Source organism: Shinella zoogloeoides (genome assembly GCF_033705735.1).
GTDB classification, from domain to species: Bacteria; Pseudomonadota; Alphaproteobacteria; order Rhizobiales; family Rhizobiaceae; genus Shinella; species Shinella zoogloeoides_A.
In genome coordinates this window covers 1,906,224-1,927,004 of sequence record NZ_CP131130.1, presented here as the reverse complement: position 1 = coordinate 1,927,004, position 20,781 = coordinate 1,906,224, and the positions used below count along the sequence as shown (strand labels likewise).

The following is a 20,781-nucleotide window of genomic DNA, read 5'->3' as shown; positions in this document are numbered from 1 at the left end:
GCCAGCGGAACCCAGCCATGACCGATCGTCCCGTGCCGACCGAGGCGGGCATTCTCGCCTTCCACAAACGTTGCGAGGATTTTTATCCTGCCGATGCCGTCGATGCCGACATCATCCAGCAGCGCGCCTGGTATGATGCGCTCTGCGCCGCCTTCGACGCACCGCCGCCGGCCGGCATGGTCAAGCAGGACGGGCTGGTGGCGGAGCGCATTCCGGTGCGCCGCTATCGCCCCGCGCAGGTGGCGAGCGAAACACGGCTCCTCTACATCCACGGCGGCGGCTTCGTTGTCGGTTCGCTCGAAAGCCATGACGCCATTTGTGCGGAGATTTCCGAGGCGGCCGGGGCGGAGCTCGTCTCGGTCGACTACCGCCTCTCGCCGGAACACGTCTGGCCCGCCGCCTTCGATGATTGCTGGGCGGTGCTCGTCGAGCTTCTGCTGGAGAGCCATCCGGTCGTCGTGATCGGCGACAGCGCCGGCGGAAATCTCGCGGCCGGTCTCGTGCTGAAGGCGCGTGATGTGGGGCTGAAGGGCATAGCCGGGCAGGCATTGATCTATCCGGGCCTCGGCGGCGATCTCGTGTCCGGTTCCTATGTGGAAATGGCCAAGGCGCCGGGCCTCTCCACCGCGGACGTCGCCTATTATCGCGAAGTCTATGCGGCGCCGGGGGACGCGACACATGCCTTCCCGTTGCGGGCGGAAAGTCTCGCCGGCCTGCCGCCGGCCTTCATCAGCGGGGCCTTTTTCGATCCGCTGCGTGACGATGCCCGGGCCTATGCGGCGCGGCTGGTCCTTGCCGGCGTGCCGGTGGAATATCGTGAGGAAAAGCAGATGATCCATGCCTGGCTGCGGGCCCGTTTCATGAGTGATGGCGCGAGGGTCGGCTTTGCGGCGCTTTGCGATGCCGTGCGCCGGATGGCCAATCCATGAGCGGCGTTACCGATCTCGACGTGCTGCTGGCGACCATGGAGCCGGCGCTGGTGACGGGCAGCTTCGTCTATGCGAGCGTGCCGGCCAGCGATATCGCGGCCCATCTTGCGCGTGGGCCGATCGGCCTTTTCCGGGAGGAGGAGGGCATCACGCTGATCCTGCCGGCTGACGCCGCCGAAGGGCTTTCCGCCAGCGGGCCGATGCGCATGATCACGCTCACGGTACATTCCTCACTCGAAGCGGTGGGGCTGACGGCGGCCTTCGCCACGGCGCTGACCAGGGCGGGCATCAGCGCCAATGTGGTTGCCGCCTTCCATCACGACCATATATTCGTGCCGGAGCGGGACGCCGAACGGGCGCTCGAAACGCTGCGGGCGCTGTCCCGCGCGGCGCGTGAAAAGGGAAAAACCAGATGAAATTCCAGCATTTTTCGGCCGTAATCCTGGCCCTCGGCATCGCGCCGTCCGTCTCTCTTGCCGACGATGCCCTGGCGCCCATTCCCGCCTGCGCCATGTCCGGCTCCAAGAGCGTCTTCATCGGCGGCGCCCCGGCGCTGCGCCTTTCCGACGTGGTGAACTGCCCGCCCGAACTCTACGAGATCGTGCCGAGCGTGATGATCGAAGGCCAGCCCATGGTGAAGTTCCGCAGCGGCGTCGGCGAGAAAGGCAATTGCACGGCGCGCGGCGAAGAGACGGTGAGTGTCGAGGGGGAATCGGCGAGCCGGCTCGGGGATGTGACCTGCACGCAGAATTGAGCGAAGGCCACGTGCCCTGCGCTGGCCGTCGTGCTTGAGGCGTTGCCCCTCACCCTAACCCTCTCCCCGCAAGCGGGGAGAGGGGACTTGCCCCACGCAACGATGAAGATTTGGGGAAACCGGCGCGGCATATCTCCTTCGCCCCGCAGCCAAGGAGAAGGTGGCCGGCAGGCCGGATGACGGGCTATGCTGCTGCAAAACGGGCGGCCGAAGCCGCCCGCATGCGTCAATTCCCGGCGCTCTCCATGCGCCGGGTCGTCAGTACCCGCTCCAGCCAGCCGATCTCCATTTCGGGAACGGATTTCAGCAGCAGGTCCGTGTAGTCGTCGAAGGGCGGTGAAAGCACCTTCGATTTCGGGCCGAAGCGCACGAGGCGTCCCCGGTGCATCACGGCCACGCTGTCGGCGATCGCGCGCACGATGGCGATGTCGTGGGTGATGAACATGTAGGAGACATGCGTTTCCTCCTGCAGCTTCAGGAGAAGCTTCAGGATGCCCTCGGCCACCAGCGGGTCGAGCGCGGAGGTCGGCTCGTCGCAGAGGATGAGTTCGGGCTTGGCCGCCAAGGCGCGGGCGATGGCGACACGCTGCTTCTGGCCGCCGGAGAGCTCGGCCGGATAACGGTCGGCGAAGCGGCCGCCCATCTCGATCTGGTCCAGCAGCTCCTTGACCCGCTCGGTCTTCTCCCGGCCGCGCAGGCCATAGTAGAAGGTGAGGGGGCGACCGATGATGTCGCGCACCGTCTGGCGCGGGTTCATCGCGGTGTCGGCCATCTGGTAGATCATCTGGATGCGGCGCAGCTCGTCGTTCGACCGGCCCTTCAGCGCCTTCGGCAAGGGCTTGCCGTCGAAGCTGATCGTACCCTCCTGCGGGGGAAGGAGACCGGTGATGACGCGGGCGAGGGTGGATTTGCCGGAACCGGATTCGCCTACCACCGCCAGCGTCTGGCCCTTCGGCAGGTGCAGGGAAACGTCCTGCAGCACCTTGAAGCCGTTGGAGTAGCCGGCGGTGACGTTCTCCACTTTCAGGAGCGTGTCCGTCTGGTCGGGCGCTTCGTCCCGGCCGGTGCCACGCACGTTGACGAGGGCGCGAGTATAGTCCTGCGTCGGTTCTTCGATGATCTGTTTTACCGAGCCGTATTCCACCATCTTGCCGTGCCGGAGCACGAGGATATCGTCCGTGATCTGCGCCACGACGGCAAGGTCGTGGGTGATGTAGAGCGCGGCCGTATGCGTCTCCTCGATGGCATGCTTAATGGCGGCGAGCACGTCGATCTGCGTCGTCACGTCGAGCGCGGTGGTCGGCTCGTCGAAGATGATCAGCTCGGGGTTGGGGCAGAGCGCCATGGCGGTCATGGCGCGCTGCAGCTGGCCGCCGGAGACCTGGTGCGGATAACGCTGGCCGAAGGTCTCCGGGTTCGGCAGGCCGAGCACCTTGAAGAGGTAGAGCGCGCGTTTTTCCGCGTCCGTACGGCTCATGATACCGTGTTTCAGCGAGGCCTCGATCACCTGCTCGCCGAGCCGGTGGGCCGGGTTGAAGGCCGCGGCCGCCGATTGCGCGACGTAGCAGACCTTGCTGCCGCGCACCTTGCGGATGCCCGACGGCGAGAGCTTCAGGAGGTCCTCGCCGTTGAGCTTCACTTCGCCGCCGGTGATGCGCACCCCGCCACGCCCATAGGCGAGCGCGGTGAGGCCGATGGTGGACTTGCCGGCGCCGGATTCGCCGATGAGGCCGAGCACCTTGCCCTTCTGCACGTCGAAGTTCACGCCCTCGACGAGCGTCACGGTCTTCGGCGGTTCGCCGGGCGGGTAGCTCGTCGCCTCGATCTTGAGATTGCGGACGGAAAGAAGATCAGGCATCGCCGCGTCCCCCCTTCAGGCTCGAGGTGCGTTTCATCAGCCAGTCGACGACGAGGTTGACGCAGATGGCCAGCCCAGCGATCGCGCCGCCCGGAATGAGGGCGGCCGAAATGCCGAAGATGATGCCGTCCTTGTTGTCCTTCACCATGCCGCCCCAGTCGGCGGCCGGCGGCTGGATGCCGAGGCCGAGGAAGGAGAGGGTGGAAAGGAACAGGATCGAGAAGGCGAGGCGCAGACCGAACTCGGCGAGCAGCGGCGAGAGCGTGTTGGGCAGGATTTCCCGGAAGATGATCCAGCCCGTGCGTTCACCGCGCAGCCTTGCGGCCTCCACGAATTCCATGACTGCCACGTCGAGCGCGACGGCGCGGCCGATGCGGTAGACGCGGGTCGAGTCGAGGATCGCCATGACGAGGATGAGGATCCAGAGCTGCTGCGGCAGAACGGCCAGCACGACGAGGGCGAAGATCAGCGTCGGGATCGCCATCATCAGGTCGTTGAAGCGCGAGAAGACCTGGTCGATGAACCCGCCCGTCACTGCGGCCGTGAAGGACAGCAGCATGCCGAGCGAGAACGAGAGCACGGTTGCCGCCAGCGCCACGAAGATCGTGGTGCGGGCGCCGAAGATCAGCCGCGAGAAGAGGTCGCGGCCGAGATTGTCCGTGCCGAGCAGGTAGTCGCCGCCCATCGGCTGCCAGACGGAGCCGACGATCTCGCTTTCGCCATGCGGCGCGATGAAGGGGGCGAAGATGGCGCAGAAGAGGGCAAGGGCAATGCCCAGAATGCCGATCCACGCGCTGACGGGAATGGTGGAAAGTCTCATCGCGGATGCCTCAATCTGGGGTTCGCGACGATCGCTAGGATATCGGCGAACATGTTGAGGAAGATGTAGAAGGCGGCGAAGATCAGGCCGCAGGCCTGCACGACGGGCATGTCGCGCACCGTCACGGCGTCGACCATGTACTGGCCCATGCCGGGATAGACGAAGACCACCTCCACGACGACGACGCCGACCACGAGATAGGCGAGGTTGAGCGCGATGACGTTGATGACCGGGGCCACGGCGTTCGGCGCCGCATGCCTGGCGATGATCCGGATGCCGCTGAGGCCCTTGAGTTCCGCCGTCTCGACATAGGCCGACGACATGACGTTGAGGATCGCAGCCCGCGTCATGCGCATCATGTGGGCGAGCACGACGAGGACGAGGGTGGCGGTCGGCAGCGCGATGGCCGACAGCCGCTGGCCGAGCGTCATCGTGTCGTAGACCGTCGCGGGGAAGGTCGCGACGCCCATCTGCACGGCGAAGAACAGGATCAGCAGGTAGCCCACGAAGAACTCGGGAAGCGAGATCGCCGCAAGCGAGATGACGTTGATGATCTTGTCCGGCAGGCGGTTGCGGTACTGCACCGCGAGCATGCCGAGGCCGACGGCGAGAGGCACCGATATGATCGCCGCGAAGAAGGCGAGGAACAGCGAATTGCCGAGGCGCTTGCCGATCTGCTCGCTGACCGATTGCTTCGAGGCCCAGGACTTGCCGAAGTCACCCTGGACGGCACCGCCGAGCCACTTGAAGTAGCGGGTGGTCGCCGGCTGGTCGAGGCCGAGGTCCTTGCGGATGTTCTCCACCGCCTGGGGCGTCGCCGACTGGCCGAGATAGGTCGTCGCGAAGTCGCCGGGCAGGGCTTCCACGCCGCCGAAGATCATCAGCGACACGGCGAAGAGCAAGGCCACGCTGAGCGCGAGGCGTTGCAGGATGAGCGCAGCCAGCGGGCTGCGTTTGCTGAGTTTTGCCCAGGTCGAAGGCGTAGCTTCGATGGCTGGGGTTCCGGTGGACGCAACCGATCCGGCAACGCCGGCCGACTGCGGGGCTTCGCCCGCAGCCGCCGTCGCTGTCAGCTCCGGACCGTGCGCCGGTCCGTTGCCGGTCATCAGGCGTCGAGCCAGACGCGGGTTGCGACATAGCCGTTCGACATGTCGTTGCCGATATCGTGGACATAGCCCTTCACGTTCTTGCCGCAGGCGTTCACGAAGTCGTTGAACATCGGCAGGATCAGGCCGCCCTCGTCACGCACCATCATGGCCATGGTGCGGTACATGTCCTTGCGCTTGGCCTCGTCGAGTTCCGAACGGGCTTCCAGCAGCATCTTGTCGAAGTCCGGGCGCTGGAAGCGGGTGTCGTTCCAGTCCGCCGTCGAGAGATAGGCGGTGGAATACATCTGGTCCTGCGTCGGGCGGCCGCCCCAGTAGGAAGTGGAGAAGGGCTGGACGTTCCAGACGTTCGACCAGTAGCCGTCACCCGGCTCGCGCTTGACCTCGATCTCGATGCCGGCCTTCTTGGCGCTCTCCTGGTAGAGGACGGCAGCGTCGACCGCGCCCGGGAAGGCGACGTCGGAGGTGCGCAGCAGCACCGAGCCGCTGTGGCCCGACTTCTTGTAGTGGAAGGCGGCCTTGTCCGGGTCGTAGGCGCGCTGCTCGATGCCTTCCGGGAAGAGGGCATAGGTCTCGTTGATCGGGAAGTCGTTTCCGATCTTGCCGTAGCCGCCGAGCACCTTCTCCAGCATCGTCTCGCGGTCCATGGCGTATTTCAGCGCCATGCGCAGGTCGTTGTTGTCGAACGGCGCCGTGTTGCAATGCATGATGAAGACATAGTGGCCGCGGCCGGAGGTGGAGAGGATTTCCACGGTCGGCGCGCGCTTGAGGAGATCGACGGTCTTCGGGTCGACGCGGTTGATATAGTGCACCTGGCCGGAGGAGAGCGCGGCGATGCGGGCGGTCGCATCGTTCATCGCGATCATCTCGATCGTATCGACGAAGCCGCGATCCTGGCGCCAGTCGTCCTTGTTGCGCTCGAAGGTGGCGCGAACGCCGGCCTCGAAGCTCGTCACCTTGTAGGGACCGGTGCCGATCTGGGCGTTCGGGTCGTCGAGGCCGCCATTCGGCTGGATGACGAGGTGGTAGTCGGTGAGCAGCAGCGGCAGGTCGGCGTTGCCTTCGGTCAGCACCAGCACCAGCTTGTCGCCGTCGGTCTTGATTTCCTTGATCGATTTCATGACGCCGAGCGCGCCCGATTCCGACTTCTCGTCGGTGTGGCGCTGCAGGGTCTTGACGACGTCGTCGACGGTCAGTTCCTTGCCGTCGTGGAATTTCACGCCCTTGCGAATGTTGAAGGTCCAGGTCGCTGCGTCGGCGGAGGGCTCCCAGGATTCGGCGAGCGCCGGGACGGGCTTGCCGGTCAGCGGCTCGGATTCGACGAGCATGTCGCCCCAGTTGCGGCCGACGACGAACATGAACTGCGAGAGCGCCTTTGCCGGGTCCTTGGAATCCGTGGCGGCTGCGCCTTCGAGGCCGAGCTTGAGGTTGCCGCCGCGCTTGGGCTCCTGGGCCTTTGCGGCGGTGTCGAATAGGGTGCCGGCGGCGGCGAGCGTGATACCGAAGGCAGCGGCGCGTCCCATGAACTCGCGGCGGTTCATCTTGCCGAGCGTGACCTGGCCGGTGAGGTATTTGGTGTAATCAGTCATTCCCCTGTTCCCTTTCGCTGGCCCTTTTGCGGGCATTTGTCGTTGTGATTGGCAGAATTTCTGTTTTTCGCCTGTAAGGCAACCTTGCGGCCGGTTTTTATGCCGGCGCGGGATCATTCTTCTCCCTGATCTCCTTTCTTTTTCGAGCCGGCCAAGCCGCCTATCGCCCCTTCCAGACGGGATCGCGCTTCTCCGCGAAGGCGCGCGCGCCCTCGAGCTGATCCTCGCTGGAATAGAGAATATCGACCGTGCGGAACTGCCGCTTGGTGATCTTGTTCATGGTTCCCTGGAAGGTGTCGCCCTCGGCCGCGCGCACCACTTCCTTGATGGCGGCGTAGACGAGCGGCGGGCCGCTTTCGAGCAGGCGCGCCAGCTCCCAGGCGCGGTCCATGAGCTTGTCGGCCGGCAGGATCTCGTTGACGAAGCCCCAGCGATGCGCTTCCTGAACGTCCAGCCAGCGGCCGGTGAGCAGCATGTCCATGGCGATGTGATAGGGAATGCGCTTCGGCAGCTTGATCGAGGCGGCATCGGCCACCGTGCCGGAGCGGATTTCCGGCAGGGCGAAGGTCGCGTGCTCGGCGGCGAGGATGAGGTCGGTCGACAGCGCGATCTCGAATCCGCCGCCGCAGCAGATGCCGTTGATGGCAGCGATGATCGGCTTGTTGAGGTCGCGCAGCTCCTGCATGCCGCCGAAGCCGCCGACGCCGTAGTCGCCGTCGACGGCATCGCCTGCCGCAGCGGCCTTCAGGTCCCATCCCGGACAGAAGAATTTCTCCCCCGCGCCGGTGATGATGGCGACGCGCAGCGTGTCGTTGTCGCGGAATTCCCGGAAGACCTCGCCCATGATGCGGCTGGTCGCAAGGTCGATGGCGTTCGCCTTGGGGCGATCGATCGTGACTTCGAGGATGCCGCCTTCGCGGCGCTGGCGTATCGGTCCGGTCATGATTGTTTCCTCAGACGGATCAGTGCATCGGCCGCCACGACACCGTCGCCGGCGGGGAGCACCATTATGGGATTAACGTCCAGTTCTTCGATTATTGAAGCGTTTGAAACGACATAGGATGCCGCTGATGCGACGGCGGCGACAAGGGCGTCGATATCGCCCTGCGGCGCGCCGCGATAGCCGTTCAGCAGCTTGGCGATCTTGAGGCCGGAGATCGCCTCGCGGATCGTCTTCTCGTCGGTCGGCAGGGTCAAAATCGCCGAGTCTTCAAGCAGTTCGACGAGGATGCCACCGGCACCGATGGTCAGCACCGGACCGGCGACGGGATCGCGCATCGCGCCGACGATGAGTTCGGCGACCGGTTTGCCCACCATCTTTTCCACGAGGAAGCCCGAGGCGACGCCGGCCATGGCCTTTGCCGCATCGAGAACGGCTTCGCGGTCGGCGAGGTTGAGTTTGACCGCCCCGGCTTCGGTCTTGTGCGCGACACCGAGACCCTTGAGCACGACGGGGAAGCCGAGTGTTTCGGCTGTCTGCGCGGCTCCTTCCGCCGTTGCGGCGGTGAGGCCCTTGGGGACGGGAAGGCCATGGGCGGCGAGCGCCTGCTTGGCCTCGTGCTCGGTGAGCGTGATCGCCTCGCCTTCGCTTGTCGCGGCCTTGAGCAGCGGGGCGGCAAGCGGCTTCGACCAGGCTTCTCCTATGCCGGCGGCGGCATCGGCGGCGGCAAGAGCCTCCTCGATGCCATAGAAGGGCACGACGCCGTTTCGCACCAGCATTTCGGCGGTTGCTTCCGGCAGATTCTCGCCCATGCTGGCGACGATGCCGGCATTTTCGCCCGTCGCCCGAGCCGCGTCGATCAGGGCCTCGCAGGTGGTGGTCCAATCGGCGGCGTCGCAACGGTCGAGGCGCGGGAAATCGAGCACGACGAGGTTCAGCGCATAGCCGCCCTGCATCATGGTGGTGAAGGCGGCGGTCTGCTTCTCGCGGTTGCCCCAGACGAAGGTGTGGTAGTCGAGCGGGTTGGAGATCGTCACCATCTGGCCGAGCGTTTCGCGCAGCGGCTGGCGCTGTTCGGGCTTCAGGTCGCGGTAAACGACCTTCCGCTTCACCCCGGCATCCGCCATCAGCGAGGCCTCGCCGCCCGAGCAGGACATGGAGGAGATGTCATGGCTCGAAAGGGGGCCGGCGACATGCAACAGCTTCAGGGTTTCGAGCAGTTCCGGCAGGGTCTCGACGCGGCCGATGCCGAGCCGGGCAAGCAGCGCCGAGGAGACGGCGTCGTTGCCGGCGAGCGAGGCGGTGTGCGAGACGGTGGCAAGCTGGGCCTGTTCCGACTTGCCGACCTTCAGTGTGACGACCGGCTTCTTCAGTTCGCGGGCGCGCAGGCCCAGGCGCTCCAGCGAGGCGAGGCTGTCGAAGCCCTCGATATGGAGGCCGACGGCGGTGACGCGCGGGTCTTCGAGCACGGCGCAGGCGAGATCGGCAAGGCCGGTCTGCGCCTGGTTGCCGGCCGTCAGGATATAGGCGAGCGGCAGGCCGCGCTGCTGCATCGAGACGTTGCAGGCGATGTTGGAGGACTGCGTGAGGACGGCGACGCCCTTTTCGATGCGCAGCATGCCGTGCTGGTCGGGCCAGAGCAGGGCGCCATCCAGCATGTTGATGAAGCCGTAGCAGTTGGGGCCGAGGATCGGCATGTCGCCGGCGGCTTCCACCAGCGCCCTCTGCAGGTCATCGCCGTCCGCAAGCTCGCTGACGGCTTCGCGGAAGCCGGAGGCGTAGCAGACCGCGCCGCCCGCGCCGCGCGCGGCGAGGTCACGGATGATGCTAATGGTGAGCTCGCGGTTGACGCCGACGAAGGAAGCATCCGGCGCGCCGGGAAGGTCGGCGACCGAACGGTAGCATTTGTGGCCGAGGATTTCGTCCTCGCGCGGATGCACCGGCCAGATATCGCCGGAAAAGCCCATCTTGTCGCACTGATAGATGACCCGCCGGGCTTCCTTGCCGCCGAAAACGGCGATGGATTTCGGGCGGATGAGGCGGTCGAGGGAGCGGGTCACGGTGTCACCCCCCTCTGCCCTGCCGGGCATCTCCCCCACAAGGGGGGAGATTGGATGGGGCGATGTGTTGCCCATCTCCGACGCTGCCGGTTTAGCGAGGTTCTAGCCCCCTGCTGATCTCCCCCCTTGTGGGGGAGATGGCCGGCAGGCCAGAGGGGGGGCTTACGGGCAAAGATTGCCATATTCATCACGCCCCCAGCGGTCGGAGCAGGTCGCGGCTGATGATGTGCCGCTGGATTTCCGACGTGCCGTCCCAGATACGCTCGACGCGGGCGTCGCGCCAGAAGCGGGCGAGCGGCAGGTCGTCCATCAGGCCCATGCCGCCGAAGATCTGGATCGCCTCGTCGGTGACGCGGGCGAGCATTTCCGTGGCGTAGACCTTGGCCGAAGCGATCTCGCGGTTCGACGGCAGGCCCTGATCGAGCCGCCAGGCGGCCGATAGCGTCAGGAGGTCGGCGGCGTCGATCTCGGTGATCATGTCGGCGAGCTTGAAGGAAACGCCCTGGTTTGCGCCGATCGGCTTGCCGAACTGCTTGCGCTCGGCGGCATAGTTGAGGGCGTAGTCGAAGGCGCGGCGGGCGCGGCCGACCGAGGTTGCGGCGACGGTGAGGCGCGTCGCGTAGAGCCAGTCGTTGGCGATGTCGAAGCCCTTGTGGACTTCGCCGAGGATCTGGGCGGAGGGCAGGCGGCATTCGTCGAAATTGAGAATGCAGTTCTTGTAGCCGCGATGGGAGACGGAATTGTAACCCTCGCGGATCTCGAAGCCGGGCGTGCCGCGGTCGACGAGGAAGCAGGTGATCAGCTTCTTCTTGCCGCGCGGCGTGTCCTCTTCGCCCGTCGCGATGAAGACGATGACGAAATCGGCGATGTTGGCGTGGCTGATGAAGTGCTTGGTGCCGTTGACGACCCAGTCGTCGCCGTCCTTGCGGGCGAAGCACTTCATGCCGCGCACGTCCGAGCCGGCGTCCGGCTCGGTCATGGCGAGGGCATCGAACTTCTCGCCGCTGACGGCGGGCAGCAGATAGCGTTCGCGCTGCTCGTCGTTGCAGGCCATCAGGATGCCGGAGGGGCGGCCGAAGAAGACCGTCAGCGCCATCGAGCCGCGGCCAAGCTCGCGCTCGACCAGCGTGAAGGACGTGTGGTCGAGGCCCGCGCCGCCGACTTCTTCCGGCATATTGCAGCCGAAGAAGCCGATCTCCTTGCACTTGCGCGCGATTTCCTGGCCGAGTTCCGGCGGCACATGGCCGGTGCGCTCGACCTCGTTTTCATGCGGATAGATTTCGGTTTCGACGAAGGCGCGGACCGTGTCCACGATCATCTGCTGTTCGTCGGTGAGTGCGAAATTCATTGAAAGTCCTCCCGGTATTTCTTTTGCGGGAGGCGCCATCTTTGGCTACCCCCCTCTGCCCTGCCGGGCATCTCCCCCACAAGGGGGGAGATTGGATCGTGGCACCGCCTTACCCCCAGCCGATCTCCCCCCTTGTGGGGGAGATGCCCGGCAGGGCAAAGGGGGGTGGAGGCTTGCGCCCTACTTGTTCCTCTGCCCGACGCTGCGTCCCGCCCCCTCCGGCACCGCCAGCTTCGCATGGGCCTCCGCAATCGGCGCGATCTTCGCCAGCACCTCGGCGGGCGCATCGACACTCTTGCCGGCCTTCGAGTCGACATGGACCATCATCTGCTCGGCGGTCGCGATGACGTCGCCGCTGGCGGCGTCGTGGATGCGGGTGAAGAAGTGCAGCCGCTTCCTGTCCGAGGAGAGGAGCTGGAGCGTCGTGTAGAGCGCCTGGCCGAGCTTGCCTTCGCCGAGATGGCGGATGTGGGTTTCCACCGTGTAGTAGCTGTGGCCGGCCTCGACATAGGCGAAGTCGACGCCAATGAGGCGGAGCAGCGCATCGGAGGTGTCGCCGAAGAGCTGGAGATAGCGGTGCTCCGTCATGTGGCCGTTGTAATCGACCCAGGCGGCGTTGACCTTGGTGTCGACGAGGCGGAGCGGTTCGCTCGAGGAGACCTCGACCTTCGCCTTGCCGGCCTTGGCCCACAGGTGCGCCTCGAAGTCGGCGAGCAGCTTGCCCGAACCCCAGCCGCGGCCTTCGTCGCCGGCCTTCAGCGCATGCATGATGCCGACGAGGTTCTGGTCGCGGATGCGCTCTAGCTCGCGAATGCCGCGCGCGCCAGACTGGGCGTCGGACTGGTTGGCGATCTTTTCCACCAGTTCGTCGTTGAGATCGACGACATCGGTGAGCTTCGTCCAGGGCCAGGAGAGGCAGGGGCCGAACTGGGCGAGGAAGTGGCGCATGCCCGCTTCGCCGCCGGCGATGCGGTAGGTCTCGAACATGCCCATCTGCGCCCAGCGCATGCCGAAGGAATAGCGGATCACGTCATCCAGCGTTTCCGTGTCGCAGATGTCGTCCTTGATCAGCCAGAGGCCTTCGCGCCAGACGGCTTCGAGCAGGCGGTCGCCGACGAAGGCCTCGATCTCCTTGTTGATGATCACGCCCTTCATGCCGATGGGGGCGAGCTTGGCCTTGGCGTCTTCGAGCACGGCGCGCGACGTCTTCTGGCCGCCGACGAGTTCGGCGAGCGGCAGCAGGTAGACGGGGTTATAGGGGTGCGCCACGAACAGGCGCTCGGGGTGCTTCATGTCCCGCTGCAGATCGGTCGGCATGAGGCCGGAGGTGGAGGAACCGATCAGGGCGTCGGGCTTTGCGGCCGCGTCGATCTGGGTGAGGACGCCGCGCTTCAGCTCGAGGCGCTCGGGCACGCTTTCCTGAATCCAGTCAGCGTCTTCGACCGCTTCCTGAATGCTCTTGCAGAAGGTGACCTTCCCTTTCGGCGGCAGGGGGGCCATGGTGAGCATGCCGTAGGCGCGCTCGGCATTGGCCATGACTTCGCCGATGATGCGCTCGGCTTCCGGATGCGGGTCGAAGACCTTGACGTCGATGCCGGCCAGCGCGAAGCGCGCGACCCATGCGCCGCCGATGACGCCGCCGCCGACGCAGGCTGCCTTGTTGATGGTGGTGCTCATGCGTTCCCTCAATTCATTATTGTGTGCGGGTGTCGCTGCCCCTCATCCGGCTGCCACCACCTTCTCCCCGCAGGCGGGGAGTAGGGATATGCCGCGCCGGTTTCCTTCATTTCCAACCCTGCGTTTGGCAGGTTCCCTCTCCTCGTTCACGGGGAGAGGGTTAGGGCGATGAGGGGCAGCCCAAATCGTCAGCCGCGCGGCGCGCGCTTCGTCAGCTTCAGCTTCTCGCGCACTTCGGCCGGGCCAATAACGCGGGCGCCCATGCTTTCGATGATGTTGACGGCCTTGTCGACGAGCTGCGCATTGGTGGCGAGCTGGCCCTTGGCGACATAGAGGTTGTCTTCCAGACCGACGCGGACATTGCCGCCGGCAAGCACGGAAGCGGCCGGATAGGCCATGGCGTTGCGGCCGATGGAGAAGGCCGAGAAGGTCCAGTTGGACGGCACGTTGTTGACCATCGCCATAAAGGTGTTGAGGTCGTCGGGCGCGCCCCACGGAATGCCCATGCAGAGCTGGATGAGCACCGGGTCCTCGATGATGCCTTCCTCGACGAGCTGCTTGGCGAACCAGAGATGGCCGGTGTCGAAGGCCTCGATCTCCGGGCGGACGCCGAGATCGGTCATCATCTTGCCCATGGCGCGCAGCATGGACGGCGTGTTGGTCATCACGTAGTCGCCGAGCGAGAAGTTCATCGTGCCGCAATCGAGCGTGCAGATTTCCGGCAGACATTCGGCGACGTGGGAAACGCGCTCGGTGGCGCCGGCCATGTCGGTGCCGTTGGGGTTCAGCGGCAGGGGCTGCTCGGTGTTGCCGAAGATCATGTCGCCGCCCATGCCGGCGGTAAGGTTGAGCACGACGTCGACCTCGGCGTCGCGGATGCGTTCGGTCACTTCGCGGTAGAGATCGTTGCGGCGGCTCGGCGCGCCGGTTTCCGGATCGCGCACGTGGCAATGCACGACGGCGGCGCCGGCCCTGGCGGCCTCGATGGCCGATTCGGCGATCTGCTTGGGCGAGCGCGGAACGTGAGGGGATTTGCCGGCGGTGTCGCCGGAGCCGGTGACGGCGCAGGTGATGAAGACGTCGCGGTTCATGGCAAGAGGCATTGTCGTTCTCCCAGTATTCTCGTTGCGGACATTACGAGCCAAGAGAAGGCGCAATGCTTTCACTTTTCGGATCCATCCTTGACAATTCGAGAGATGGGCGGCCAAGCTTCCGCCATGCTCGATCCCTCATCCGACACGCTCGACATCGACATCCTGGTGCTGCCCGAGACGAACCTCATCCTCGTCGCCTCGGTCATCGAACCGCTGCGCGCCGCCAACCGCATCTCGGGGCAGGCGCTTTACCGCTGGCGCATCTTCTCGCCGGACGGCGAGCCGGTGGAGACGCGCAGCCGCATTCCCGTGCCCGTCGACGGCCCCTTCCGGCCGGAGCGGGAGACGGCGCCGCTCTTCGTGCTGTCGAGCTACCAATGGCAGATGAGTGCGACATCCCTGTTGCGCCGCCAGCTTTCGCAGACGGCGCGCCACCGCACGGCGATGGCCGGCATCGAATCGGGAAGCTGGCTGCTCGCCGAGGCGAGCCTGCTCGACGGCCATTCGGTGACGATCCACTGGGAGGACATGGAGGAATTCGCCTCGCGCTATCCGCAGATCGCGGTGATGCGCGAGCGCTATGTCATCGACGGCAAGCGCGTCACCACCGGCGGTTCGCTGCCGACGCTCGAATTGATGCTGGAGATCATCCGCCGCCGGCAGGGTTATTCGCTGGCGCTGGAGGTCTCGCGGCAATTCATCTACGAGCACGAGCGCACCGGCGGCCTGTTGCAGGTGCCGGCGCTCGGCAACATGCGTGTCGCCGACCAGCGCGTCAGCCAGGCGGTGCGGCTGATGGAGGAGACGATGGATGCGCCATTGACGCTGGCAAAGCTTGCCAGGCGCGTCGGCATCAGTGCGCGGCACCTGCAGGACCTGTTCCAGGAATCGATGGGCGTCGCGCCGCACCAGCACTATCTCGCGCTGCGCCTCAATGCCGCCCGGCGCAAGGTCATCGAGACCAAGACGGAATTCGCCGACATCGCCGCGCTCACCGGCTTCAACTCCTCCTCCGCCTTCTCCCGCAGCTATCGCGCGCACTACCATGAAAGCCCGACGGAGACACGGCGGCGGCTGCGGGCGGGGGCGAAAGGATGAAGGCGCGGACCCAGAGCAATTCCAGCAAAAGTGCGAAGCGGTTTTGCGTCCGGGGTTGCGCAAAATAAAGGGTTGGAGCGTTTTCGCGATTCGAGGAAAAGCGGAAATGCCCTAAGTGCCTGAAATGTCACGGTCGGCCGTAAAGATTGTATTTAACATTTCGCGGTAATCTTCCGTTAGTAATTCCGTCCATGTGTCGAAAGGGCGGGGCTTCGGTTTGTTTTGCGTGCGAGTGCCAATGCGTCTTTCGGTCCTGACAGCGATCCTCCTCGGCTGCGCCTCCCTGGCCGGCTGTGCATCGAGTGCGACCCCGGAAACGGTGCTGGCGGTCAAGCCTTCGCGCGAGACCACGAGCTCCGTCACCAAGGGCGGCGGGCCGGTGCCGGAAGTGGCCGTCGGCCAGAGCAGGGTGAAGGCCGACGACGCGGAGGAAATGCTCGCCTGGGCCGGGCCCATCCCGGAAACCCATGTCTTCGAGACGGTGACGAAACAGTCCGCCGTTCCCTCCGAGCGTCCGGCCGATTCCGCGACGATGACCGAAATGCCGACCCGGCGCCTCGGCAAGCGCTCGCGCGTCTACAGCCAGCAGTTCCGCGATGCCCATCCGATCAATTTCGGCAAGCGCGCGCCGCGGCACTATCAGGTGCACGGCGTCGACGTCTCGCGCTGGCAGGGCGATATCGACTGGATGCGGCTGCGCACGCAGGGCGCCAACTTCGCCTTCATCAAGGCGACCGACGGCGGCGACCATCTCGATCCGATGTTCCAGAAGAACTGGCGCCAGGCCAAGGAAGCCGGCATCCGGCGCGGGGCCTATCACTTCTTCTACTGGTGCCGGGTCGCAAGCTCGCAGGCCGAGTGGTTCATCCGCAACGTGCCGAAGGACCCGGATGCGCTGCCGCCGGTGATCGATGCCGAATATAACGGCGATTCCGCCTGCAAGAAGCGCCTGTCGCGCGCGAAATATGTCGAGAAAATCCGCGTCTTCGCCGAAATGCTGGAACGGCACTACGGCAAGCGGCCGATCATCTATACCGCGCCGGACTTCTACGAGGACAATCTGTCTGGCGAATTGAAGGACTATCACTTCTGGCTGCGCTCGGTCGCCGCGCATCCGTCGCAGCGTTATCCGAACCGCCGCTGGCTGTTCTGGCAATATTCCGGCTCGGGCCTGTCGCATGGCGTGACGGGCAGGATCGACCTCAACGTCTTCTCCGGCAGCGAGAACGACTGGCACAACTGGCTCGCGGGCCAGTCCACCTGAACGGGACGATCTATTTCCGTTTCTGCGGATAGATCGTCTCGCCGTTCTTCAACATCTCCACGAATGTCTCGATCTTGCGTCTGCGCGCAGCTTCCGTCTTCAGATTGTGGACGCGGAAGGCGAGGGCGAAGCGGTTCTGCTCGGTGAGCCTGCCGAGCATTTCGGCCGCGGCCGGTTCCGCGTCGATGGCGGCCTGCAGGTCCGGCGGGATCTCCAGATTCTTGCCGCTGCCATAGGCCCTGTCCCAGCGCCCATCGGCTTTTGCTGCCTCCACATGTTTCAGGCCATGTTCCGTCATGCGGCCATCCGCGATCAGCCGGCCGACCGTATCGACGTTCTTCTTGCTCCAGACGCTCTTGCGGCCGCGCGGGCTGTAGCGCTGCAGGAAGCTCTTGTCGTCCAGCCCCTTGCGGATGCCGTCGATCCAGCCCCAGCAGAGCACGACCTCGATCGCCTCTTCCGGGTTGATGGATTGAAGGCCCGAGGCGCGCTTGTGAATCCGGATCCAGACTTCCGGCGCCTTGTCGTGGTTGTCCGAGAGCCAGCGGCAGAAGCTTTCCGGGTCGGGAAATTCGCGGACATGGGCGGGGTCGATTTCCACAAGCGCCATCGTTTTCTGCCCTCCCGGCATGGTCCAGCGTGGCCGCTTTGCATCTGTCCGCGACTATGCGGGGCGGATGCCGAAGATGTGATGCTCCCGCTTCTTGCCAGCCCCTTCCTGCTTTGGCTAGCCATCGGCTCCAACACGTTTTCATTGGAGTCGATATAGAGAATGCCTACGGTGTGCACTTTGTCGCGCAGAGCCTTCTTCCTGGGCGCCGCCGCGACGCTCGCAGGATGCGCAACCACGGAAACCTCGACCAGGGCCGTCCCGCTTCCCCAGAAGGTCAGCTATCCGATCGTGCCGGCAACGGACGAGGAGCTGGCGGCGCGCTATGCCGTCGTCGAGGATGGCGGCCATCTCATCCCGGCGATCCCTTACAAGGAGATCGATCCGAGATACTACCGCCAGCGCGTCAAGGACCCGACCGGCGAGCCGGCAGGCACGGTGGTGGTCGATACGGCCACGCGCTTCCTCTATGTCGTGGAACCGGGCGGCACGGCGATGCGCTACGGCGTCGGCATCGGCCGCGACGGCTTTGCCTGGGAGGGCGAGGGTGTCATCCAGTGGCGCCAGCCCTGGCCGCGCTGGAAGGTGCCGGACGACATGATCAAGCGCCAGCCGAGCCTTGCCCGCTATTCCGTCGAGAATGGCGGCATGGACCCGGGCGTCAAGAACCCGCTCGGCGCCCGCGCGCTCTACATTTTCCAGAACGGCAAGGATACGCTCTACCGCCTGCACGGCTCGCCGGAATGGAGGTCGATCGGCAAGGCGACCTCTTCGGGCTGCGTGCGGCTGGTCAACCAGGATGTGCTCGATCTCTACAAGCGCGTGCCCTACCACGCGCGCATCGTCGTGCATCAGGGCGGGCTGGGGTCCGTCTGAGCAAGTCCAGCAAAAGTGTGAGGCGGTTTTGCGTCCGGAACTGCGCTGAGCAGAGCTAGACGACGGTCTCGCCGCCGTCCACCACGAGGATCTGGCCGGTCATGTAGCTTGACCGGTCGGAGACGAGGAAGAGGATCGGTTCGGCGATCTCCTCGACATTCGCCCAGCGGCCCATGGGCACCTTTTCCCTGATATAGTCCTCGATGGCCCTGCGCCCGCCCATCTGGTCGATGAAGGGGGCGTTGAAGGGCGTGTCGACCCAGCCGGGGCAGAGCGCGTTGACGCGGATGCCGTGGCGGGCATAGTCGCCGGCCATCTGCTTCGTCATGGCGATGACGGCGTGCTTGGTCGTCGTATAGGCGATCATCTCGCGGTCGTAGAGCACGCCTGAAGAGGAGGAGGTGTTGAGGATGACGCCTTTTCCCTGCGCCCTCATGGCCGGCATGACGAGGCGGGCGGCCATGAGATGGGCGCGCACATTGAGGTTCCAGGAAAGATCCAGCCCGTCGAGCGCGACGCTTTCGAGATCGCCGGCAACCTGCGCGCCCGCATGGTTGTGCAGGATGTCGATGCGGCCGTGGCGCGAGAGCACGCCGGCAATCGCCATCTTCAGTTCCACGTCGTCGGTGACGTCGAGGATGACGGCCTCGGCCGTGCCGCCCTCGCTGCGGATGAGATCGACCGTCTCGCCGGCCCGCGTCTCGTCGCGGTCGGCGACGCAGACGGTCGCGCCCTCGCGCGCCATGATGCGCGCGCCGGCCCGGCCGATGCCGGAGCCGGCCCCGGTGACGATGGCGACGCGGTTCTTCAGGATCATCTGTTATTCTCCGGCAGGCGATTTCGTTTTCTTTTCCCGCATCAGGAGGCGGGCGACGAGAATGAGGAAGAGCGAGGCGACCAGCACCATCGTCGCGATGGCGTTGACCTCCGGCGTCACGCCGCGGCGGATCGAGGCGAAGACGTAGATCGGCAGCGTCGTCTTGGAGCCCGCGACGAAGAAGGCCACGATGAAATCGTCGAAGGAGAAGGTGAAGGCGAGCAGGAATCCGGCCAGCACCGAGGGCAGGATCTGCGGCAGGACGATATCGCGGAAAGTGGTGAAGGGCGTGGCGTAGAGATCGGCCGAGGCCTCGACGATGTCGCGTCCGAGCGTGGCGATGCGCGCCTTCACGATCATCGTCACGAGCGCCATGGTGAAGAGGCCGTGTGCGGCGATGATCGAGCCGTAGCCGAGGCCGAGTTGCGGCGGTTTCTCACCCGGCCAGAGCGAGGCGATGGCCGGATTGACGACGCCGAAGACCGCGACGAGCGCGACCAGCGTCGCGATGCCGATGACGACGCCCGGCACGACGATGGCGGCGGCGAGCAGGCCGTCGAAGAGGGCGCGGGTGCGCGCGCCGAGGCGTTCCAGGCCAAGGGCGGCCATGGTGCCGAAGACGGCGGCGAGCGTGGCGCTGGTAAAGGCGATGATCAGGCTGTTCTGCAACGCGGCGACGAGGAACGGATTGGCGAGCGCCTTGCCGTACCATTGCGTCGAGAAGCCGGTGAACTCGCTGGCATTGCGCCCCGCATTGAAGGAGAACAGTACGACCAGCGCGATCGGCGCGTAGAGGAACAGATAGACGGAGGTTATCAGCGCGCGCATCAGACGAGATCCACCTGTCTCGTGCCGGAGATTTTCCAGGCGATGCGCATGGCGACCATCAGCACCACGACCACGATGGCGACCAGCGTGACCGCGATGGCCGAGCCGAAGGGCCAGTTGCGCGATTGCAGGAAGAGGTCGACCAGCGCATTGCCGATGAAGAAGACCTTGCCGCCGCCGAGAAGCTGCGGAATGAGATATTCGCCGAGCAGCAGGATCGTGACGAGCGCGACGCCCGTCATGACGCCCGGCAGCGAGAGCGGCAGGGTGACGGAGAAGAAGGTCGAGACGGGCTTCGCGCCGAGATCGGCCGAAGCCTCCAGCAGCCGGCGGTCGAGCTTTTCGAGGCTGACATAGATCGGCATGATCATCAGCGGCAGGTAGCCGTAGACGATGCCGAGCAGCACGGCGCCCGGCGTGTTGAGCAGGCGCACGTTCTCGATGCCGATCATGTCGAGGAGGTTCGGGATGCCGCGCGAGCCGAGGATATACATCCAGGCATAGGTGCGCACCAGAAGGCTCGTCCAGAACGGAACGACGACCAGCGAGACCAGCAGCAGCCGGTGGCGCGGGCTTGCCTTGACGGCGAGGTAATAGGCGGTCGGATAGGCGACCAGCAGGCAGAGGAAAGCGCCGACCGGCGCCAGCATCAGCGTGTTCCAGTAGGCGGCGGAACGGGCCGGCAGGTTGGCATATTGCGCAAGGGTGAAGGCCGCCTGGTAGCCGCCCGCCGGTCCGCGCTCGCCAACGGAGAAGACCACCATGGCGATGAAGGGCAGCACCAGGAAGACGAACAGCCAGAGGGAGGCCGGCGCCAGCAGCGCCGTCGTCACCAGCCGTCTTTTCGCCGTCGTCGTCAGGGGCATTGCATTGGTCCTGTTGCGAATTGCGAGGGTCGCCCCTCATCCGGCCTGCCGGCCACCTTCTCCCCGCAAGCGGGGAGAAGGAAAAACATTGCGGCATACTCCCTCTGATCTCCCCCCTTGTGGGGGAGATGTCGGCGAAGCCGACAGAGGGGGGTAGCAACGGCGCAGCCAGGACGACGATCCGGCGGGGGCAGGTGGGTGCCACACCCCCCTCTGCCCTGCCGGGCATCTCCCCCACAAGGGGGGG

Annotated in this window: 19 protein-coding genes; 6 read left to right on the top strand and 13 right to left on the bottom strand. The window is 65.4% G+C overall.

Annotated elements, in window-relative coordinates; translation table 11 throughout:
• The first annotated feature begins 17 nt into the window (after window positions 1–17).
• From ShzoTeo12_RS09720 to ShzoTeo12_RS09710, 3 genes are read left to right on the top strand one after another with little or no spacing between them, the layout of a single operon-like run.
• On the top strand, window positions 18–929 hold the full coding sequence (locus tag ShzoTeo12_RS09720) for an alpha/beta hydrolase (RefSeq protein WP_318909455.1): 912 nt from the start codon (window positions 18–20) through the stop codon (window positions 927–929).
• Window positions 926–1,345 carry an ACT domain-containing protein gene (locus ShzoTeo12_RS09715; RefSeq protein ID WP_318909454.1) on the top strand — a complete coding sequence of 140 codons (420 nt, stop codon included), beginning with the start codon at window positions 926–928 and terminating at the stop codon, window positions 1,343–1,345. Before ShzoTeo12_RS09720 ends, ShzoTeo12_RS09715 begins: the two co-directional genes overlap by 4 nt.
• The gene (locus ShzoTeo12_RS09710; RefSeq protein WP_318909453.1) at window positions 1,342–1,683 is read left to right on the top strand and encodes a PAAR domain-containing protein; all 342 of its coding nucleotides are present in this window, start codon (window positions 1,342–1,344) and stop codon (window positions 1,681–1,683) included. The genes ShzoTeo12_RS09715 and ShzoTeo12_RS09710 overlap by 4 nt, the downstream gene beginning before the upstream one ends.
• Before the next feature lie 226 nt (window positions 1,684–1,909).
• Here ShzoTeo12_RS09710 and ShzoTeo12_RS09705 read toward each other — a convergent pair whose 3' ends face one another.
• From ShzoTeo12_RS09705 to ShzoTeo12_RS09665, 9 genes are all read right to left on the bottom strand, one after another.
• Window positions 1,910–3,541, bottom strand: a complete 1,632-nt coding sequence (locus ShzoTeo12_RS09705; protein WP_318909451.1) for an ABC transporter ATP-binding protein — start codon at window positions 3,539–3,541, stop codon at window positions 1,910–1,912.
• On the bottom strand, window positions 3,534–4,361 hold the full coding sequence (locus tag ShzoTeo12_RS09700) for an ABC transporter permease (RefSeq protein ID WP_318909450.1): 828 nt from the start codon (window positions 4,359–4,361) through the stop codon (window positions 3,534–3,536). The genes ShzoTeo12_RS09705 and ShzoTeo12_RS09700 overlap by 8 nt, the downstream gene beginning before the upstream one ends.
• Window positions 4,358–5,467: an ABC transporter permease gene (locus ShzoTeo12_RS09695; protein WP_119257134.1), complete on the bottom strand. Its 1,110-nt coding sequence runs from the start codon at window positions 5,465–5,467 to the stop codon at window positions 4,358–4,360. The genes ShzoTeo12_RS09700 and ShzoTeo12_RS09695 overlap by 4 nt, the downstream gene beginning before the upstream one ends.
• Window positions 5,467–7,056: an ABC transporter substrate-binding protein gene (locus tag ShzoTeo12_RS09690; RefSeq protein WP_318909449.1), complete on the bottom strand. Its 1,590-nt coding sequence runs from the start codon at window positions 7,054–7,056 to the stop codon at window positions 5,467–5,469. The genes ShzoTeo12_RS09695 and ShzoTeo12_RS09690 overlap by 1 nt, the downstream gene beginning before the upstream one ends.
• A 160-nt stretch (window positions 7,057–7,216) precedes the next feature.
• Window positions 7,217–7,999: a carnitinyl-CoA dehydratase gene (locus ShzoTeo12_RS09685; RefSeq protein ID WP_318909448.1), complete on the bottom strand. Its 783-nt coding sequence runs from the start codon at window positions 7,997–7,999 to the stop codon at window positions 7,217–7,219.
• Window positions 7,996–10,086, bottom strand: a complete 2,091-nt coding sequence (locus ShzoTeo12_RS09680; RefSeq protein WP_413251091.1) for an acetate--CoA ligase family protein — start codon at window positions 10,084–10,086, stop codon at window positions 7,996–7,998. The genes ShzoTeo12_RS09685 and ShzoTeo12_RS09680 overlap by 4 nt, the downstream gene beginning before the upstream one ends.
• Window positions 10,087–10,243: 157 nt before the next feature.
• Window positions 10,244–11,404: an acyl-CoA dehydrogenase family protein gene (locus ShzoTeo12_RS09675; RefSeq protein ID WP_318909446.1), complete on the bottom strand. Its 1,161-nt coding sequence runs from the start codon at window positions 11,402–11,404 to the stop codon at window positions 10,244–10,246.
• Window positions 11,405–11,584: 180 nt separating this feature from the next.
• On the bottom strand, window positions 11,585–13,081 hold the full coding sequence (locus ShzoTeo12_RS09670) for a carnitine 3-dehydrogenase (protein ID WP_318909444.1): 1,497 nt from the start codon (window positions 13,079–13,081) through the stop codon (window positions 11,585–11,587).
• Between the two features lie 188 nt (window positions 13,082–13,269).
• Entirely contained in the window at window positions 13,270–14,184 is a 915-nt protein-coding gene (locus tag ShzoTeo12_RS09665; RefSeq protein ID WP_119257140.1) for a 3-keto-5-aminohexanoate cleavage protein, read from the bottom strand.
• A gap of 114 nt (window positions 14,185–14,298) precedes the next feature.
• Between ShzoTeo12_RS09665 and ShzoTeo12_RS09660 the strand changes: the two genes are divergently transcribed.
• Together ShzoTeo12_RS09660 and ShzoTeo12_RS09655 are read left to right on the top strand one after the other, a co-directional pair.
• Window positions 14,299–15,273 carry a GlxA family transcriptional regulator gene (locus tag ShzoTeo12_RS09660; RefSeq protein WP_318912430.1) on the top strand — a complete coding sequence of 325 codons (975 nt, stop codon included), beginning with the start codon at window positions 14,299–14,301 and terminating at the stop codon, window positions 15,271–15,273.
• Between the two features lie 238 nt (window positions 15,274–15,511).
• The gene (locus tag ShzoTeo12_RS09655; RefSeq protein WP_318909442.1) at window positions 15,512–16,537 is read left to right on the top strand and encodes a GH25 family lysozyme; all 1,026 of its coding nucleotides are present in this window, start codon (window positions 15,512–15,514) and stop codon (window positions 16,535–16,537) included.
• 10 nt (window positions 16,538–16,547) lie between these two features.
• On the opposite strand, the gene ShzoTeo12_RS09650 is transcribed toward ShzoTeo12_RS09655, so the two are convergent.
• On the bottom strand, window positions 16,548–17,147 hold the full coding sequence (locus tag ShzoTeo12_RS09650; RefSeq protein WP_318909440.1) for a YdeI/OmpD-associated family protein: 600 nt from the start codon (window positions 17,145–17,147) through the stop codon (window positions 16,548–16,550).
• A 162-nt stretch (window positions 17,148–17,309) separates the two neighbouring features.
• Between ShzoTeo12_RS09650 and ShzoTeo12_RS09645 the strand changes: the two genes are divergently transcribed.
• The gene (locus tag ShzoTeo12_RS09645; RefSeq protein ID WP_318909439.1) at window positions 17,310–18,023 is read left to right on the top strand and encodes a L,D-transpeptidase; all 714 of its coding nucleotides are present in this window, start codon (window positions 17,310–17,312) and stop codon (window positions 18,021–18,023) included.
• 55 nt (window positions 18,024–18,078) lie between these two features.
• Here the strand turns inward: ShzoTeo12_RS09645 and ShzoTeo12_RS09640 are convergent, their stop codons facing one another.
• From ShzoTeo12_RS09640 to ShzoTeo12_RS09630, 3 genes are read right to left on the bottom strand one after another with little or no spacing between them, the layout of a single operon-like run.
• Window positions 18,079–18,840 (bottom strand): SDR family oxidoreductase, encoded by a 762-nt coding sequence (locus ShzoTeo12_RS09640; protein WP_318909437.1) that lies wholly within the window; start codon window positions 18,838–18,840, stop codon window positions 18,079–18,081.
• 3 nt (window positions 18,841–18,843) lie between these two features.
• A complete protein-coding gene (locus ShzoTeo12_RS09635; protein WP_119257146.1) occupies window positions 18,844–19,668 on the bottom strand; it encodes an ABC transporter permease in 825 nt (274 codons plus the stop codon).
• Window positions 19,668–20,534, bottom strand: coding sequence for an ABC transporter permease (locus ShzoTeo12_RS09630; protein ID WP_313192710.1), 867 nt, complete (start codon window positions 20,532–20,534; stop codon window positions 19,668–19,670). Before ShzoTeo12_RS09630 ends, ShzoTeo12_RS09635 begins: the two co-directional genes overlap by 1 nt.
• Between the last annotated feature and the right edge of the window lie 247 nt (window positions 20,535–20,781).